Origin of the sequence: Streptomyces beihaiensis (assembly GCF_026274175.1) — a bacterium.
Lineage (GTDB): Bacteria > Actinomycetota > Actinomycetes > Streptomycetales > Streptomycetaceae > Streptomyces > Streptomyces beihaiensis.
In genome coordinates this window covers 1-17,373 of record NZ_JAPHNL010000036.1, presented here as the reverse complement: position 1 = coordinate 17,373, position 17,373 = coordinate 1, and the positions used below count along the sequence as shown (strand labels likewise).

At 72.3% G+C, this 17,373-nt stretch carries 12 protein-coding genes and 2 pseudogenes; 6 read left to right on the top strand and 8 right to left on the bottom strand.

Translation table 11 applies throughout. The annotated features are described in order from the left end of the window. The 5 genes and pseudogenes from OFY01_RS05315 to OFY01_RS05295 all read right to left on the bottom strand — a co-directional run. A pseudogene (locus OFY01_RS05315) lies at positions 1 to 173 on the bottom strand (UTP--glucose-1-phosphate uridylyltransferase); the annotation flags it as partial. Further along, a complete protein-coding gene (locus tag OFY01_RS05310) occupies positions 166 to 3,030 on the bottom strand; it encodes a stealth conserved region 3 domain-containing protein (protein WP_266596775.1) in 2,865 nt (954 codons plus the stop codon). The gene OFY01_RS05310 and the pseudogene OFY01_RS05315, both read right to left, overlap by 8 nt. Next, positions 3,027 to 4,109 carry a hypothetical protein gene (locus OFY01_RS05305; protein WP_266596774.1) on the bottom strand — a complete coding sequence of 361 codons (1,083 nt, stop codon included), beginning with the start codon at positions 4,107 to 4,109 and terminating at the stop codon, positions 3,027 to 3,029. The genes OFY01_RS05310 and OFY01_RS05305 overlap by 4 nt, the downstream gene beginning before the upstream one ends. Positions 4,110 to 4,143: 34 nt before the next feature. After that, positions 4,144 to 5,904: a stealth family protein gene (locus OFY01_RS05300; RefSeq protein ID WP_266596773.1), complete on the bottom strand. Its 1,761-nt coding sequence runs from the start codon at positions 5,902 to 5,904 to the stop codon at positions 4,144 to 4,146. Between the two features lie 259 nt (positions 5,905 to 6,163). After that, entirely contained in the window at positions 6,164 to 7,741 is a 1,578-nt protein-coding gene (locus OFY01_RS05295; protein WP_266596771.1) for a S1C family serine protease, read from the bottom strand. 241 nt (positions 7,742 to 7,982) lie between these two features. Here OFY01_RS05295 and OFY01_RS05290 point away from each other — a divergent pair, with 241 nt between their 5' ends. From OFY01_RS05290 to OFY01_RS05280, 3 genes are all read left to right on the top strand, one after another. Beyond that, a complete protein-coding gene (locus tag OFY01_RS05290; protein ID WP_266596769.1) occupies positions 7,983 to 8,786 on the top strand; it encodes a glycerophosphodiester phosphodiesterase in 804 nt (267 codons plus the stop codon). A gap of 102 nt (positions 8,787 to 8,888) precedes the next feature. Then, entirely contained in the window at positions 8,889 to 9,539 is a 651-nt protein-coding gene (locus tag OFY01_RS05285) for an ATP-binding protein (RefSeq protein WP_266596767.1), read from the top strand. A 120-nt stretch (positions 9,540 to 9,659) separates the two neighbouring features. Then, positions 9,660 to 10,646, top strand: a complete 987-nt coding sequence (locus tag OFY01_RS05280; RefSeq protein ID WP_266596765.1) for a DUF5926 family protein — start codon at positions 9,660 to 9,662, stop codon at positions 10,644 to 10,646. Between the two features lie 236 nt (positions 10,647 to 10,882). Here the strand turns inward: OFY01_RS05280 and OFY01_RS05275 are convergent, their stop codons facing one another. Then, positions 10,883 to 11,554, bottom strand: a complete 672-nt coding sequence (locus OFY01_RS05275; RefSeq protein WP_266596763.1) for a hypothetical protein — start codon at positions 11,552 to 11,554, stop codon at positions 10,883 to 10,885. 55 nt (positions 11,555 to 11,609) lie between these two features. Further along, on the bottom strand, positions 11,610 to 12,299 hold the full coding sequence (locus OFY01_RS05270; RefSeq protein WP_266596761.1) for a bifunctional DNA primase/polymerase: 690 nt from the start codon (positions 12,297 to 12,299) through the stop codon (positions 11,610 to 11,612). Between the two features lie 616 nt (positions 12,300 to 12,915). Here OFY01_RS05270 and OFY01_RS05265 point away from each other — a divergent pair. Beyond that, positions 12,916 to 14,385 carry a PP2C family protein-serine/threonine phosphatase gene (locus OFY01_RS05265; protein ID WP_266596759.1) on the top strand — a complete coding sequence of 490 codons (1,470 nt, stop codon included), beginning with the start codon at positions 12,916 to 12,918 and terminating at the stop codon, positions 14,383 to 14,385. A 121-nt stretch (positions 14,386 to 14,506) separates the two neighbouring features. Continuing rightward, positions 14,507 to 15,974: pseudogene (locus tag OFY01_RS05260) on the top strand (aminopeptidase P family protein). Between the two features lie 30 nt (positions 15,975 to 16,004). Here the strand turns inward: OFY01_RS05260 and OFY01_RS05255 are convergent. Then, on the bottom strand, positions 16,005 to 16,472 hold the full coding sequence (locus tag OFY01_RS05255) for an ATP-binding protein (protein WP_266596757.1): 468 nt from the start codon (positions 16,470 to 16,472) through the stop codon (positions 16,005 to 16,007). Between the two features lie 190 nt (positions 16,473 to 16,662). Here OFY01_RS05255 and OFY01_RS05250 point away from each other — a divergent pair. Continuing rightward, a partial coding sequence (locus tag OFY01_RS05250; protein WP_266596755.1) for a hypothetical protein occupies positions 16,663 to 17,373 on the top strand: 711 nt, incomplete at its 3' end.

Here is a 17,373-nt window from a genome sequence, read left to right as displayed (position 1 = left end):
ACCACCGGCAGCATCTCCTTCGGAGTCGCCTTCGTCGCCGGCAAGAACCGCGTGCCAAGGCCCGCCGCGGGAATGACGGCCTTCGTGATGCGGGCCGGGGAGGTGGGCGATGCGGCGGAGGTGGGGGACGCGGGGGATGTGGGGGACGCGGGGGAGGGGGCGGCGTCAGGCATGGTGCTCTTGGGCTTTCTGCGGGGCGTGCGTGCGCTCGTACGGGCTGGGCACCGGGAAGTATGCCTTCAGGAAGGTCTCGACGACGCGCGCCTGCTCGTCCTCGGGGACCTCGGCGTCCGGTGCCTCGCCGAGGCAGAAGACGTCGTGGCGGCGGAGGGTGAGGAGTCGGGTCAGTTCGGGGTGGCGGTCGTAGGCGCCCACGTTCGCGTAGGCACACCGGATGCCGCCGGGGATGGCGGTGCCGGTGAGGTAGCCGTAGTGGTGGTGGAGCGAGGACGGGACGGAGATGTCCTGCCAGCCGCGCAGCGGGGTCGCGGCCGTGCGCTCCGCGGCCTCGGCGAACTCCTCGGTGATCCGCTCCAGGACGCTCTTGCGCAGGGCGTGCGGGGCGTGCAGGAAGGAGTTGGCGACCGTCGTGCCGAAGCGGTCCTCCAGCAGGCGGCGGTTGTTCTTCGCCGCCGCGAAGTAGCCCTCGTCCTCCTCGGTCGCCTCGCCGAGCGGCACGGTGGTCGGCGACCAGAAGAAGCGGGACGCCCCGTTGGACTGGAAGAACAGCTCGGCGCCGACCGGGCGGCCGAAGAACACGTCGTCGTTGAGGTAGAGGAAGTGCTCCGCGAGTCCCTCGATGCGGTGCAACTGGCTTTCGATGGCGTGGGAGTTGAAGGTGGGGAGGTTGTCCTGGTCGGCGAAGATCCGGCTGTGGGAGACGACCTCGATCCCCGGGTGGTCCGTGTCGAGCCACTCCGGTGTCTGGTCGTCCGTGACCAGGTACACCTTGCGCACCCACGGTGCGAACATCGCCAACGAGCGCAGGGAGTAGCGCAGTTCGTCGCGGTTGCGGAAGCGGGCGCTCTCGTCGCCCGCGGCCTCCGGTGCGAGGCCCAGCTCCGCGCGCCGGGCGGCGCGGCGCTCCTGCCAGCGCGGGTCGGAGTCGTCGACCCAGGTGTAGACGGCGTCGATCGGGAAGGCTACGTCGGTGACGAGCCGGCCCGCGAACGGAGCGAGCGTCGGCAGTTCGCGGTCCGCGACGCGCAGCGTGGCGTCCGGTGTGAGCGTGGGCAGACTCGATCCTGCTCCGGTGGGCCGCAGCGGCGCCGTGAACTGCCCGTCGCCGCCGTCGGCCTCCTCGATCTTCTGCCAGAACTCCAGGTCACAGCCGTACGCGGGCCCGTAGCGCAGGGTGCGGCTCGACGTGGTGACCGGCCAGAAGACGCGCAGGCCCGCCACGTCGCCCGCCTGGTCGAGGCGCTCGCCGAGCAGCACCGCGGGTGCGTGCGTGCGCGGCTTGAGCAGCTCGGCGTAGACGGGGCGGCCGCGGTACGCCTGGGCGAGCACCGCGCGGGTCTTCGCCTGGTCGGCGGAGTCCACGGCGACCCGGTGGCGGTGGACGCCGTCCCGGCCGCGCAGGACGACGAACGGGATCGCGTGCTCCTCCAGGACGTCGACGACCGTGGTGAAGTTGCGCAGCGTGATGTCGGGGGCGCGCAGGTCGTCGCGGACCTCGGAGAGGCGGCCCGCCGCCCGGATCAGGTTCGCGTCGGCGGCGGCCAGCTCGTCCTCGCGGGCGCGCTGGTCCCCCGTCGAGGGCGCGGTGCGGTCCGCGGCGACCGCGACGTGGAAGCGGCCCGCGCCGCCGTGGACCGTACGGTGCGCCATGCGGTCGGCGCGCTCGGCCATGCGGCGGGGGTCGTCGCGGCGGGCGACCAGTTCCTCGAAGAGGCTCTCCCACTGGGCGACGATGGTGTCGGCGGAGAAGCGGGCGGCGCCGTCGTACGCGTTCTCGCCGAAGGTGCGCAGCAGTTCCTCGTCGCCCATGAGGCGGGAGATCGCGGCGGCGAGTCCTTCGATGTCGTTCGGCGGGACGAGCAGGCCGTCCTCGCCGTGCCGGATGATCTCGGCGGGCCCGGTGACGATGTCGTACGCGACCGCGGGCACGCCCGCCGCGAACGCCTCCAGGAGCACGAGCGGCAGGGCCTCGCCGTCCTGCGAGGGCAGGATCGTGAGGCTGGCCTTGGCCCACTCCTCGGTCATGTGCTGGCTCGGGCCGAGGATCTCGACGGAGTCGTGCAGGCCGAGCCCCTGGACGAGGCCGCGCAGCGCGGCCAGCTGGGGGCCGTCGCCGAAGACACGCAGCCGCCAGCCGGGGTGGTCGGGCAGCACCTTGGCGAACGCCTGGATCGCGTGGTCGACCTGCTTGTCGGGGACCAGGCGGCGCGGCATCACGATGGTCCGGCCGCTGAGGCTGGAGCGCGGCCGGAAACCCTCCGGGATGGCGTTGGGGATGGCGGCGAGCCGCGGCGCGGCGGCGCCGAGCGACTCCTCCAGCCACTGGCGCGTACGTTCCGTCAGGACCACCAGGGCGTCGATCTCGGGCGCCCTCAGGAGCAGCGGTTCGCCGGTGCCGCCCCGCAGCTGGGAGGGGCGGTGCTCCTGCTGGATCGTGATGACGCGGGAGGGCACGAGGTCGGCGACGGCCGACATCAGGGCGGGCGAGGTGGTGATGAGGACGTCGGTGTCGATGGTGCGCAGGGCGCGCTTCATCTCGACGTCCGTCAGGGCGTCGAACGTCTTCTCCCAGACCGGGCTGATCAGGTCGCTGGGCAGTCCGGCCAGGCGGCGGCACTCGTCGTCGCCGAGGCCGCTGTCGCGGACCGGGCGCGGGACGGGGCCGGTGCGGTCGACGAGGTAGCGCACGGGGACACGGTCGTCCACGCCGAAGAACGGCTCGGGGCGTGTCTTGACGACGCTGAGCACCTCGACGGTGTGGCGCGGGGCGAGGTGCGTGGCCTGGGTGTACACCGCCTGTTCGGTGCCGCCCATCTCGTCGCCCCAGGTGAGCAGAAACGTGATCTTCATCGGTTACTTCCCGGGCTTCCTGTGGCGGTGGCGACGAGGGCGCCGCGCAGGGCCAGGTTGCCTGCGGGCGTGTAGTACGGGTTGACGCGGAACGCGTTGCCGCCGGGGGCGGCCAGCAGCCGGTAGGGCATGCGGTACACGGCCTTGGGCTCGCGCACGTCGGTGCGGCGCCGGGCGATGCGCATCGCCTTGTGGCCGGGGCGCTTGAGGACCAGGTCCCACACCTGTTCCTTGGTGCCGACGGCGCCGAACGCGGTCGCGTCGAGGGTGCAGCTGAACCGGTCGCCGGACCAGGTGGGGGTGGCGCGGTGGGTCACGCCGCCGCCGCGGAGCCGCAACTCGACGGTGGCGCCCTGGTGTTCGTCGGCTCCGGTGAGTCGGCCGCGCAGGGTCAGGTCGGTCCAGCCGAGGTCGATGGAGATCAGCTCGGCGGCGGCCGGGTCGTGCCCCAGCGAGATCCGGGCGCGGCCCGTGGGCGTGGTGGTGACGCGGCAGTACGTGCCGTCGGCCCGGACCGGGTCCGGGGCGTTGGGCCCGTCCGGCATCAGCGTCGGCGGATCGACGAGGGCGAACCGCTCGGCGGCGCCGGTCCCCGTGGTGAACTCCACGGACAGTGGCCAGTCCCCCGGCGCGAGCAGGAACCTGCGCAGGCCCGAGGGGAGCGGGGAACCGGCCCCCGCCCCGGTCACCGCACCGGCCCCGGTGCCCGTGTGCGTACTCGCATCCACGTCGAGGAGGTCGAGCACGGCCGTGGCCGTCGCCCGCGGGGTGCGCCCGGCGCCCCGCGGGGTCAGGGTCAGCGGCACCGGCGCCGGGTCCGACGACGCGCCGATCAGCAGCCGGGCCGCGACGGCGTCGACGCCCTCGGGCACGAGGACGCAGACGTTCAGGGTGCGGCCGTCGAGGAGGGACAGGTGCTGCGGCGTGATGCTCGGCCCGTCGTCGGCGGCGGCGCGCGCGGCGACGTACGCGTTCAGGCGTGACTTGGCGGCGCGGCCCGCCGCGACGCCCTTGGTGTAGCCCGCGCGCAGCACCTTGGAGCGGCGCAACGCGTTCGCGGGCGACGGCAGTTGTCTCATATGTCTGGTGAATCCCATACCGTTGCTCACGTGGTCACGCGTCCCGCTCGAACGGGCTGGGTGACGGGAAGTACCGGCCGAGGAACGTGTCCAGCAGGTCGCCGAGCCGCGTCATGTCCGACGCGTCGGAGACCGTGTCGTTGACGCACAGCACGTGGTGGCTGCGCTGCTTGAGGAGTGTACCGAGCTTCCGCTCGGCGCCGTCCTGCGAGATGTCGCAGTACATGTACCGCAGTCCGCCGCGGGCCGGGAAGGCACGGCTGGTGTGGAAGGCGTAGTAGTGGTGCAGGGACGACGTCACCGAGATGTCGTCGGGGCTGCGGAATCTGCTGGCCGCGGTTCTGCGGTGCTCCTCGGGGAACTCGTCCTCGATCTCGGCGAGGACGGCGCGGTGCAGTGCGTGCGGCATGTGCTTCATCTTCTGCACGAGCGTCGCCCCGAACCGCTCCTCGATGAGGCGCCGGTTGTTCTTGCCCGCGGCGGCGACCGGCGGGTCGGACGGGTCGCGGTCGCCGAGCGGCACGAGCGCGGGCGAGGGGAAGAACTTGCTCAGGCCGTTGCGGAGGAAGAAGTCCTGCGGGACGACCTCCCGGCCGAACATCACGTCGTCGTTGAGGTAGAGGAAGTGCTCGGAGAGCCCCTCGATGTGGTGCAGTTGGCTTTCGATCGCGTGCGAGTTGAAGACCGGCAGGACGTCGGCGGGCCGGAAGATGTCCCGGTGCGAGACGAGCTTGATCTTCGGGTGGTCCGTGTCGAGCCAGGACGGGGTCTGGTCGTCCGTGACGATGTAGATGTTCCGGATCCACGGCGCGTACAGGTGGAGTGACCTGAGGGAGTAGCGCAGTTCGTCGCGGCTGAGGAAGCGCGCGTCGTTGGCGGACTCCGCGTGGTACGGGACGTCGGCGTGCTCGGCTCGGCGGCGCGCCCACTTCTCGTCGTTGCCGTCCACCCAGGTGTAGACCGCGTCGATGGGGAAGTCGGGGCGCTGTGTGGTGCGGGCCGTGAAGAACGGCCGGGTGGGCACGCGCACCGGCTCGTACCCCGGTCGCGGCTCCAGCGGCGCGAGGTCCGTGAAGAGCGATTCGTCGGCCTGCACCGGCGCCTCGTCGGCGGGCACGCTCTCGGTGATGACGCCGCCGCGGGGCGAGACGAGTTCGCCGCCCTGGCGCCGCCAGAACTCGATGTCGCAGCCGTAGCGTGCGCCGAGGACCAGCGCGCCGGCCGCGTCCGTGCGGTACCAGGTGCAGCGGATCGCGTCGGCCGCGCCGAAGCGAGGCCAGGAGGCGGCCTGGTAGCCGGGGGCGAGGGCCCCGTCGGGCACGTCCGCCGCGCCGCGTCCGGCCGCCGACACATAGCCGGGCTTGATGCGGCACAGACGGCCGAGGGCGGCGAGGGCGCGGGCCCGGTCGCTCTCCTCGACGGCGACGGCGGCCGCCGTGTGGGAGGCGGTGCGGACACAGAAGTGGGCGATACCCGCGCCGCGCAGCGCCGACATGACGTCTTCGAGGTTGGCGCGGCGGGCCGACAGCGGGGTGGGGTCCTCCTGCACGTGCGCGATGCGCGCGGAGTGCGCCACGTACACGACCCTGCGGTCGGGGTGTGCGACCAGGGGGCCGAACCTGCGGGCGAAGCGGGTCTTCTTCCAGGTCTCCGTGGTGTCGGCGGCGGCCGCGATCTTCACCTTGACCTGACGCCTGAGCTCGGGGTCGACGCGCTGGGCAATGGCGCGGCGCGCACCCACCGGCAGGATGCGCCGGTATGTCGCCACCAGTTGAGGCGCCTCCGGGTTGTGCACTGTCCGCTCCTTCGCCTGCACGCAATGACACATAAGAGAAAAACAGATGAATGCGACCTATAGATTACGTGTCACCGTCATGTGCTTCAGACCTGCTGGGGCGGGAAAAGGTTGTACGGAACCTGTGTGCGATGTTTCTCACGCGAACAGGGAACCGAACACCCCCGAAAAGCATCAGGACCCCGACAGAAGCGAATTGATCACTCCTGTCGGGGCCTGAGGTCCCGGGCCACCGGACGTCGGCCGCCGGGGGCGACCGTCAGCTGTCGCCCTTGCGCTCCCCCAGCGTGACGTTCACCGTGTGCTCCTGGCCGCCCCGCTTGTAGGTCAGCTTGACGGTGTCGCCCGGCTTGTGGGTCCAGATCTCGCTGATCAGGGTCGGGCCCGAGTCGATCGGCTGGTCGTCGAGGCGCGTGATGGTGTCACCCGGCTTCAGGCCCGCCTTGGCGGCCGGGCCGTTCGGGGTGACCGCGGCGGAGCCGCCCGCGCCCTGCTCGGTGATCTTCGCGCCGCCGGCGCCCTCCTGGAGGGAGACCGAGGCGCCGATCACCGGGTAGACCGGCCGGCCGGTCTTGATCAGCTGCTGGGCGACCATCTTCGCCTGGTTGATCGGGATGGCGAAGCCGAGACCGATCGATCCCGACTGACCGCCGGAGCCGAAGCCGCCGCTGGTGGAGGACTGGATGGCGGAGTTGATGCCGATCACGTCACCCGCCCCGTCGAGCAACGGACCGCCGGAGTTGCCCGGGTTGATCGACGCGTCGGTCTGCAGGGCGCTCATGTACGAGGCCTTGCTGGTGCCGCTGCCGTCGCTGGAGGCGACCGGGCGGTTCTTCGCCGAGACGATGCCCGTCGTCACCGTGTTCGACAGTCCGAAGGGGGCGCCGATCGCGATGGTCGGGTCGCCGACGGCGACCTTGTCGGAGTCACCGAGCACGAGCGGCTTGAGGTTGCTCGGCGCGTTCTTCAGCTTGACGACCGCGACGTCGTACCCCTGCGCGTGGCCGATCACCTCGGCGTTGTACTTCTTGCCGTCGGGGAACGTCGCCGTCAGCTTGCCGCCGTCGACGGCGTCCGCCACCACGTGGTTGTTGGTGAGGATGTGGCCCTGCTTGTCGTATACGAAGCCGGTGCCGGTGCCGCCCTCGCCGTTGGTCCCCTCGGCCTGGATGGTCACGGTGCTGGGCAACGCCCTGGCGGCCACCGCCGCGACGCTGCCCGGGTCGCGCTTGACGCCCGCGGGGCTGGAGGCGGAGACGGTGGTGGAGCCTGTGCCGCTCTCGTCGTGGCGCTCCGCGGCCCAGTAGCCGACGCCGCCACCGACGCCGCCCGCGATCAGGGCGGCGGCCACGACCGCGGCGATCAGCCCGCCGCGCCGGCCACCCGGCTTGGGCTCGGGCTGCTGGTAGGAGGCGCCCCACGACGAGCCGGCCCCACCGCCCGACGCGTACGCCGGGACGGCCGGCGGGGCCGGGGGCGGCCAGTCGCCCACGGGCGCGGGCCCTGCCGCACCCGCGGGACCTGCCGGGCCGCCCGGTCCCGCGGGACCCTGCGGGTGAGCGGCCGTGGTCTGCGGGGCCGACGGGGCCTGCGGGGGCTGCGGGGCCGACGGGGCCTGCTGGGGCTGCGGGGCCGACGGGGCCTGCGGGGGCTGCGGGGCCTGCTGGGTGTCGCCCGCCGGAGGTGTGGGGGCCGACGGGTCGGGCGCGCCGCCTTCGGCGGCCGGCGGAGCGGCCGGGGCCGAAGGTGCCGACGCGGGAGCAGCGGGAGCGTCCGCCGGCACGGGAGGTGCGGACGGTGCCGGGGGAACCTCGGTGCCCTCGTTCTCGGTGCTCACAGCTTTCTCTCCTCGGTCAACGGCTGTCGTCGCATGGTTGTCGCATGGTTCTGGTGATCTGGCGATGGTCCTGGCGCGGGCCCATGGCGCTGTTGTACGCCGTCAGCTTTTCCCACCAGACGTCAGGGCACCATAAGGCGTGGCTGTGTGTCCGCTGCCATCTTTTATGTCCGGCGAAACGGACGCATCCGCTGGGCGGACGTTTTCCTCCCTTGCCACCGCGCGGTGGCACGATGACGCGGTGACCCACGCACCACACGAACGCATTCAGGTCGTCGCCCACCGCGGAGCCTCGGACGACGCCCCCGAGCACACACTGGCCGCGTACAAGAAGGCGATCGAGGACGGCGCCGACGCCCTTGAGTGCGACGTGCGGCTCACGGCGGACGGCCATCTTGTATGTGTGCACGACCGTCGTGTCAACCGTACGTCGAACGGCCGGGGCGCCGTCTCGGCCCTGGAACTGGCGGATCTCGCGGCTCTCGACTTCGGCTCGTGGAAGGACCGGGAGGAGGGCCCGGACTGGGCGAGCAGTGCGACCGACACGTCGGTGCTGACCCTGGAGCGGCTCCTGGAACTGGTCGCGGACGCCGGGCGCCGGGTGGAGCTGGCCATCGAGACCAAGCACCCCACGCGCTGGGCGGGCCAGGTCGAGGAGCGGCTGCTGCTCCTGCTCAAGCGGTTCGGCCTGGACACGCCGCCGCCGGGCGAGCCTTCTCCCGTCAGGGTGATGAGTTTCTCCGCGCGTTCCCTCGCGCGCGTGCGGGCGGCTTCGCCGGGGCTGCCGACGGTGTACCTGATGCAGTTCGTCTCGCCGCGCCACCGCGAGGGGCGCCTGCCCACGGGGGTAGGCATCGCGGGCCCCGGCATCCGCATCGTGCGCAACAACCCCGGGTACGTCGAGAAACTCGCGCGCGCGGGTCACCAGGTCCACGTCTGGACGGTCGACGAACCGGAGGACGTGGACCTGTGTGTCCGCCTGGGCGTCGACGCGATCATCACCAACCGTCCCGCCGCTGTCCTTCGGCACCTCGCAAGGAGCTGACGACAGCTCGTTCGGGCCACGTTCCCGATGCCCTTCGCCAGGGGCACTCGGCTCGTCACGGGGAGTGCTCCGGCGCGTTCGGAACGTGTTCGATCGTTACGAGTGCGTCACCGGACTTGGATCGGCCGGTTTCCGGTCAAGGCCAGTGGGGCATTCACACCGTGGCGTGGGGCAAAGGAGGTCTCGGGGGTGGCGTTGATGGTGGCACAGGAGGTGCCGGCGTCGTCGAGCATGGCCGTACCCCATGGCCCTGCGGGCGTGGGCGAGGCACGACACAGGATGCGCGAGCAGTTGCGCGTCAGCGGTGTACCTGACTCGGTCGTGGACGATGCCGTACTCATCCTTTCCGAACTGCTGAGCAATGCCTGCCGGCACGGCAGGCCGCTGGGCGACGACCTGGCGGGCGACGGGGACGTACGCGCCGCCTGGCACATAGACGACCGTGGCCGCCTCATGGTCGAGGTGACGGACGGCGGCGGGCCGACCCGCCCGGTTCCGGCCACCCCGTCGGTCACGGCGCACGGCGGCCGCGGGCTCAACATCATCACGGCGCTCGCCGACGACTGGGGCGTGCGCGACGACGTCCGGGGCGAGGTCACCGTCTGGGTGCTGGTCAACAAGGACGTGCACGCGCAGGCGTCGGCGCACCGCCGCGACGACTTCGCCGCGCGCATCACCGCGCCGTCCGTCAAGGAACTGGCCGACGGCCTCGCGGACCTGGACTTCGCGGACGCCTTCGACGAACTCGGGTAGCGCCTGTCCGGCCCGACCCGCCGGGCGGGCCCCGGTCCGCCGTCGGCTCCCGCCATTGTCGGTACGAGGGGCTAGGCTCGCGCCCGTACGTACGAGAGCCGTATCCGGGAGACACCCAAGATGGCCAAGAAGCGCCCCCAGAGCAAGGGCAAGCCGCCCGCGACCACCGGAGCCCGCGCTGGAGGCGCTGATGGAACCGTCCCGGTCGTCGGCGCCCGGGAGCCCTGCCCCTGCGGCAGCGGCCGCCGCTACAAGGCATGTCACGGCCGGGCCGCGGCGCACGCCGTGACCGAGCTGGTGCAGCGCCCCTTCGAGGGCCTGGCCGGGGAGGGCGACTGGATCGCGCTGCGCGAGCTGGTGCCGGCGGCGACGGTCGAGCTCACGCTCAAGGACGGCCTGCCGGAGGGCGTCCCGTCGGTCACGCTGGCCACGGTGCTGCCCATGGCGTGGCCGGCACTGCGCCGCGACGACGGCTCGGTCATGCTCGGCCTGCAGAACGACACGTCGTCGGGTGACATCAGCCGCGACCTGGCGGACACCCTGCTGCGCGCCCTGGAGGCCGATCCCGGCAGCCCGGTGCGGGCGCGCCGCGCGCCGTCGGACGGGCCGCGACTTCAGGATGTGCTCGACCCGAAGGGCGCTTTCGAGCCGGTCGTGCACGAGGGCTTCGAGTTCTGGGTTCCGGACTCGGAGAACGCTTCCGCCGATGTCACGGCGTCGCTGGAGCGGGCCAACGCCGCGGCCATTTTCACGGTGAAGCTCACCGGTGTGGAGAGCGCCTATTGGTGCGAGACGCCGGAGAAGAACCACCTGCGGTGGGTCATGCCGTACCCGGAGGAGAAGCTGCTCGACGCGCTGGCCCGGCTGCACGCGGCGGGCGCCTCCTCGCTCGGCGAGGGCACCCGCCTGGTCGGCTCGTTCCGGGCGCACGGCCTGACCGTCCCGGTCTGGGACCTGCCGAGTTCGGTGAAGGCGGAGGACGTCGAGAAGCCGGCCGCCGAGTTCGCCGAGCGGCTCACCGCGGCGCTGGAGAGCGACGCGCCGCTCACCGCCGACGAGCGTCGCGCGCGCGGCGGACTGACCAATCGACAGGTGACGCTCAGCTGACGCGTGCCGCCCGGAAAAGCTGACCGATCGGTCAGCGAATTCGGCCTTGAATAAGGCAATCGGAACGGGTGACTCCGGTCACAACTCCCGGTAGTTGCAGGTAAATCCATGTCCGAATAGAAGAGATCGAATTTGCTGAGCGGCGATCTCTTGTTACCGTTCAGGCAGCCCGGTTGCTGGTGCATCCCCCGTCGCCAGCAACCGGGCGCTTTCATGTCCGCGCCCGCCCGGCCGCCTCAACCTTCCTTCAGCGGCGCCGAGTTGCTCCCGGCCCGCAGCAGCAGCGGTCCGTCCGCGCCGCTCGCGTACTCCGCGACGGCCGAGTAATCCCCCGGTGAGCCCTCGGTGCGGTCCCGCGGCGTCTGGCACATTCCCGGATCGTCACCGGCACCCACCGGGCAGTCGATCCGTACGGTGCGTCCTTCGGGCGCCATGAGCGTGAGCACCACGTCGAGCCGCTCGCCCATGGCGTTTCGGTAATAGGTACGCGCCCATGTGTCCCGCCCCTGGGTGAGCACACACGTCTGCGCCTCCACGCCCTCGGGGGAGGAGAGTTCGGGGCCGCAGCGGGCGGCGGCGGTCAGCCCGAGACCGGTCAGCAGCGATCCGGGCGCGCCCCTGCCGCGATCACCGCTGCCACTGCTGTCACCGGACCGCGTACGGGCGCCGGCCACGGCCCCGCCGGACCGGTCTTTCGCAGAATCCGCCGAGTCCGCCGAACCCCCCGAGTCCGCCGAACCCGCCGAGTCCGCCGAGTCCGCGGACACGGCCTTCTTCGGCACCGGGTCCTTCGCCCCGTCGTGCACGGGCCCCGCGGACGCGCCCGCCAGCGGCAGCGCGGCCGTGAGCACCACCACGGCGAGAAGTCCGAACAGACGAAGGCGCGAGGAAGGCGGCGCGGGAGGCATGCGCCGAAGATATCGGCGCGCCCCCGCGCGACGGCCCGCCGCGCGCCCGATTCCGCTACAACTCGGGTGCGCTCACACCCGTACGAGTGAGTGCGTCCACCACCGCGTCGACCACGGCCTCCACGTCCGGCACCCAGGGGGCGGCCGAACCGGGCAGCGGCGCCCGCTCCCAGCGGACCTGCCCGGCACCGGTCGTGGACGGCGGCAGCGCGAGATAGCCTCCCTCGCCGTGGAAGCGCAGCGAACCGGGCACGAAGTCCCGTGCGTACAGCAGTTCGCCGAGCTGTTCCATCGAGTACGGCGCCACGAGGATCGAGAGCCGCTCCGGCGTCGCGATCACGGGGCCGAGGCGGACGTCCATCGTGTCGAGCGCGGCGAGCGCGCGGGCGCCCGCGACGGCCGGGAGGCTCACGGCGCACGGCGCACGGCCTGCGCCGCCGCGCGCGCCCGTGGCGAGGACGATCGGCGCGTTCGGCCGGTTGGTCCACCACCAGCGGACCATGCGCTCGTCGGTGGTGGCGGCGAGCAGCCCAGGGTCGAACGGATGCGCGCCGGGCACCGTGCACTCCGGGTCGGGGCAGGCGCAGCGGACGCCGTCACGGCGGCCCGCCGCCTCGAGGCCGATGCCCGGCAGAACCGGCCACTGCCACGCCGTCGCACACGTGAGAGCCACTCTGACCAGGCCGGACTTCCCGCTGTCACGCCGGAACAGGAACCTGCGTCGCCTTCCGGGGATCTCGCGCATGAGCGCTCGTTCCTTTCCGTTGACCGAAGAGAACGCTGTGGGGCTACTTCACACCATGTGTCGATCAGTCACTGCGCGTACGTGCTGAGCCACCTGGCCCCTGCCGGTATCACCGGCTCGGGCAGGGGTACTCCCTATGGTCCGAGCGCCTGCTGTGTCCTGGAAAAGCCTGGCGTGGGGTGGCGGTGCCTGGCGTTTGCCGTCGCGCGTGGCTCTCGCCGCCTCCCCGCGGGAGGATGGGGCACGGTCGTCGATGGTGAGGACGCCCGGGTCCGTCGCCAGGTTCCGGGCGATCCCCGACTGCCCCTGGTCTTCTCCGAGTACGTACCCATCACGGCCGATATGACGCTCTGCCGGACCGAGCTGAACAAGGCCAGTCGATCGCAATATGCCGATCCCTGAGTCATTTTTCGGCCATCCTTGAGCGAGCCCGACCGGCACCGGACCGAGAAGAGGAGCGGAGGCGAGGAGCGACGGAACGAAAGGGCGTATTGCCGCACACGCCACTTGAGCACCACAGACACCAGGAATCCCATCTGGACAATGCTGGACATCCCCTCACCAGGGCGTGTAGATGTGGAGACATTGCTAGCGGCGCAGAGCTACTGAGGCCGACATGGGGGTTTGCGATGCTATTGAGCAATATGCACCGGTCGGAAAGCCGGAAGCCATGACAACCCCGCACCTGCCGAAAGTGGCTGGAATCGATTCCCCTCCTGGACAGGTTCCCCCACCGGCATCCACGACCGCATCCGCCCCCGAGATCCCGCCGGCCTCGCACCACGCGCGCGAGACGCCCGCCGTCCCGGCGGCCGCGCCGGGAGCCGTCATCCAGGACCGGCTGGCCGGCTGGGTCTCCGATCTCACGACCCTCCACGAACTCACGGAACGGCTGGCCCGCACGGCCGCACTCGACGACGCGCTGCACGAACTCCTGCGCGCCGGAGCCGCCCTGGTGGGCGCCCGGCGCGGGCTCGTCGTCCTCGAACCCGCCGACGGGCTCGGCCCCGACACCACCGTCGGCCTCGGCCTGACCCGGCCCGACCTCGGGCACATCGAGACGGTGCCGCGCTCCGCGACCTCGCACGGCCGCATCCTCGACGGCTGCGCCACGGGCCCCGAGGCCCGCGCCGACCTGCTCGCCGAGGACAGCCTCGACCCCCGCCACCGCGAGGTCGCCGCCCGCCTCGGCTACGCGGCGAGCTACGCGCTGCCGCTCGCCACCGAGGAGGCGGGCCGGCTCGGCGCCGCCGTCTGGCTCTACGACGAACCGGCCGAGCCCGCCGAGCGCATGCGCCACCTGGTCGGCCTGTACGCCCGCTACGCCACCGAGCACCTGGCGCGGCTCATCGAACTGGAGCGCACGCGCGCGTGGTCGCGCACCCTCGCCGACGAACTGCTGCCCCCGCGCCTTCCCCGCGTGCCGGGCGTCCAGCTCGCCGCCCGGCACAGCACGGGCCCGCGCGGCGGCGGCGACTGGTACGACGCGCTGCCGCTGCCCGAGGGCGCGCTCGGGCTCGCCGTCGGCTCCGTCACCGGCTCCGGCGCGAGCGCCGTCGCCGCGATGGGACGGCTGCGCGCCTCCCTGCGCGCGTACGCGGTGATGGAGGGCGAGGATCCCGTCGCCGTCCTGTCCGACCTGGAGCTGCTGCTGCGCCTGACCGAACCCGCCCGCAGCGCCACCGCCCTGTTCGCCTACTGCGAGCCGGACCAGCGCCGCATCGTGCTCGCGGGCGCCGGACACAGCCCGCCCCTGCTGGTCGGCGCGCGCCGCACCGAGTTCGCCGAGACCACCCTGTCGGCGCCGCTGGGCATGCTCGCCTGCTGGGAGGCGCCCAGCGTGGACATCTCCCCGGAGCCCGGCGAGACCGTGCTGCTGTACACGGACGGGCTGCTGCGCCGCACCGGCGAATCCATGGACCGCGCCTTCGCCCGGCTGCACGCGGCCGCCGCGAGCGTGCCCAGGCCCGACCGGGACGACCCGGGCGCCATCGCCGACCATGTGCTGCACGCGGTGCTTGCCGGCGGGTTCGACGCGGACGACAGCGACGAGGACGTGGTGCTGCTCGCGGCGCGCTTCGAGTAGCGGACCCGCGTGATGCGAGCGGCGGACCGAGTAACGGGTCCTCCGCCCCCGGGCCCCCTTCCGTACGCTCGTACGATGGAGGGGGTCCAACGCCGTATTCACGCCTTAACCAGGAGGAACCGTGTCGGAGGAGCTCGCCAATCCGGACACCCCGGAGACCGAGACCGAAGAGCCCATCAAGCAGCGCAAGAACGGCCTCTACCCGGGCGTGTCCGACGAGCTCGCCGAGAACATGAAGTCCGGCTGGGCCGACACCGAGCTGCACGACCTGCGGCCGATCCCGCAGGCCGCCGAGACCGCCGCCCGCCGGGCCGCCCTGTCCGCCCGCTTCCCCGGCGAGCGCCTGGTCGTGCCCGCGGGCAACCTGAAGACGCGCTCCAACGACACGGAGTACGCCTTCCGGGCCTCCGTCGAGTACGCGTACCTGACCGGCAACCAGACGGAGGACGGCGTCCTCGTCCTGGAGCCCGTCGCGAACGGGACGGGCCACCGGGAGACGCTCTACCTGCTGCCCCGCTCCAACCGCGAGAACGGCGAGTTCTGGCTCGACGGGCAGGGCGAGCTGTGGGTGGGCCGCCGCCACTCGCTGACCGAGGCCGAGAAGCTGTACGGCATCCCCTGCTCCGACGTGCGCGAGCTCACCGAGGCGCTGCGCGAGGCCACCGGGCCGGTGCGTGTGGTGCGCGGCTACGACGCGGGCATCGAGGCCGCACTGACCGACAAGGTCACCGCCGAGCGCGACGAGGAGCTGAAGGTCTTCCTCTCCGAGGCGCGCATCGTCAAGGACGCCTTCGAGATCGGCGAACTGCAGAAGGCCGTCGACTCGACCGTGCGCGGCTTCGAGGACGTGGTGAAGGTCCTCGACAAGGCCGAGGCCACCTCGGAGCGCTACATCGAGGGCACGTTCTTCCTGCGCGCGCGTGGAGGGCAACGACATCGGCTACGGCTCCATCTGCGCCGCGGGCCCGCACGCCTGCACCCTGCACTGGGTGCGCAACGACGGCCCGGTCCGCTCCGGCGACCTGCTGCTGCTCGACGCGGGCGTGGAGACGCACACGTACTACACCGCCGACGTGACGCGCACGCTGCCGGTCAACGGCCGCTACAGCGAACTCCAGCGCAAGATCTACGACGCCGTGTACGAGGCCCAGGAGGCGGGCATCGCGGCCGTGAAGCCGGGCGCCAAGTACCGCGACTTCCACGACGCCTCGCAGCGCGTGCTCGCCGAGAAGCTCGTCGAGTGGGGCCTGGTCGAGGGCCCGGCCGAGCGCGTCCTCGAACTCGGCCTGCAGCGCCGCTGGACGCTGCACGGCACCGGCCACATGCTCGGCATGGACGTCCACGACTGCGCGGTCGCCCGCACCGAGGCGTACGTCGACGGCACCCTGGAGCCCGGCATGGTCCTCACGGTCGAGCCGGGCCTGTACTTCCAGGCCGACGACCTGACGGTGCCCGAGGAGTACCGCGGCATCGGCGTCCGCATCGAGGACGACATCCTGGTCACCGAGGACGGCAACAGGAACCTGTCGGCCGCGCTGCCGCGCCGGGCCGACGAGGTCGAGGCGTGGATGGACGGCCTCAAGAGCTGAGGCGCCGCCTGCCCCGGCCGGGGCAGGCGTTCACACCGCCAGGACGGGCGTGTCCGTCGTCCACTTCAGGATCTTGTCGAAGCTGACGACGGCCCCGCCCGCACCGGGCTTGTTCACCAGGTGCACATGGTCGGCGAGTTCCCGGATGAGGCAGAGCCCGCGGCCGTCCTCCGCCTGGTCGGGCGGGGGCGCCGGGCGGACCGCGGCCGGGGCCCGGCCCCGCAACGACGGGAAACCGGGACCGGAGTCGGCCACCTCGATACGGCACAACTCGCCGTCCAGATAGGCGGTCACCCGGTAGGCCCCGGACGTCTCGCCCTCGGCCGCGCCGCCGCCGTGCTCGACCGCGTTCGCGCACGCCTCGCTGAGCGCGACCGACAAATCGTACGAGACATCGGGGTCGACGCCCGCTGTCTCCATGGTGCCGACGAGCAGGCGCCGCGCGAGCGGCACGCTCGCGGCCTCGCGCCGCAGATGCAGAGACCACCAGATGCTCATGCTCCCCGCCTCCTGGCCGCGGCTCGACGTACCGTTACGTATTGCCGCCTCCGCACCGACGCAATCTCACAGCTGACGTGATACCGCCCATACGGCCGATGCGCGATCGGGGCCCAGCATGTAAAGGGTCGGCGGAGGGTGTGGACCTGCCGTGAGGAGAGGCCCGGCGCAGTGGGATGATGGGGCCGCCATGTCTGCCCCCCACCCGCGTCAGGCGCACCACAGCCAGGCGCACAGCTCGGCCGATCTCCGGCTGCCGAGGGCCGCGGTGTTCGCCGCGGTCTGCGTCGCGCTGTCCGCGGCGGGGCACGTTCTGGCCTCGTCCGAGGGCGTTCCGCTGTGGACGCTGGCCGTCGGATTCGTGGCCGCCTTCTGTGTCGTCGTGCCGCTGGCCGGACGGGAGCGGTCGCTGCCGGGCATCGCCGCGACGCTGAGCGTCGGGCAGATCGCCCTGCACGCCGTCTTCGGCATAGGGCAGTTCTGCGCCATGTCCGCGCTGACCGCCGACGCCTCCGTCGTGGCGCGGGCCAGGCGACTGCTGTGCGGCGCCCACGGCACGGCGGCCCTGAGTCCCGACCGGGCCCGCGCGCTCCTGGAGCAGGCGCGGATCCCCGTCAGCGTCCCGAGCGGGCCGCACACGGGCATGCCGGGCATGCCGGGCATGCCGGGCATGACCGGCTGCTCGATGTCGCTGCTGCCGTCGCTGCCCATGCTGATCGGGCACGTACTGGCGGGTGCCACGGCCGGCTGGCTGCTGCGCCACGGCGACCTCGCGCTCAGCCGCATCGCCCGGCTCTCCCGGATAGGGGTGCAGGAGGTGGCGGAAGGGGCGCTCGTCCGCTCCCTGCGCGCCGCCGTCGCGCTCGTCCGCGCCCTGCGGGCCGGTCTGCCGACGGCGGCC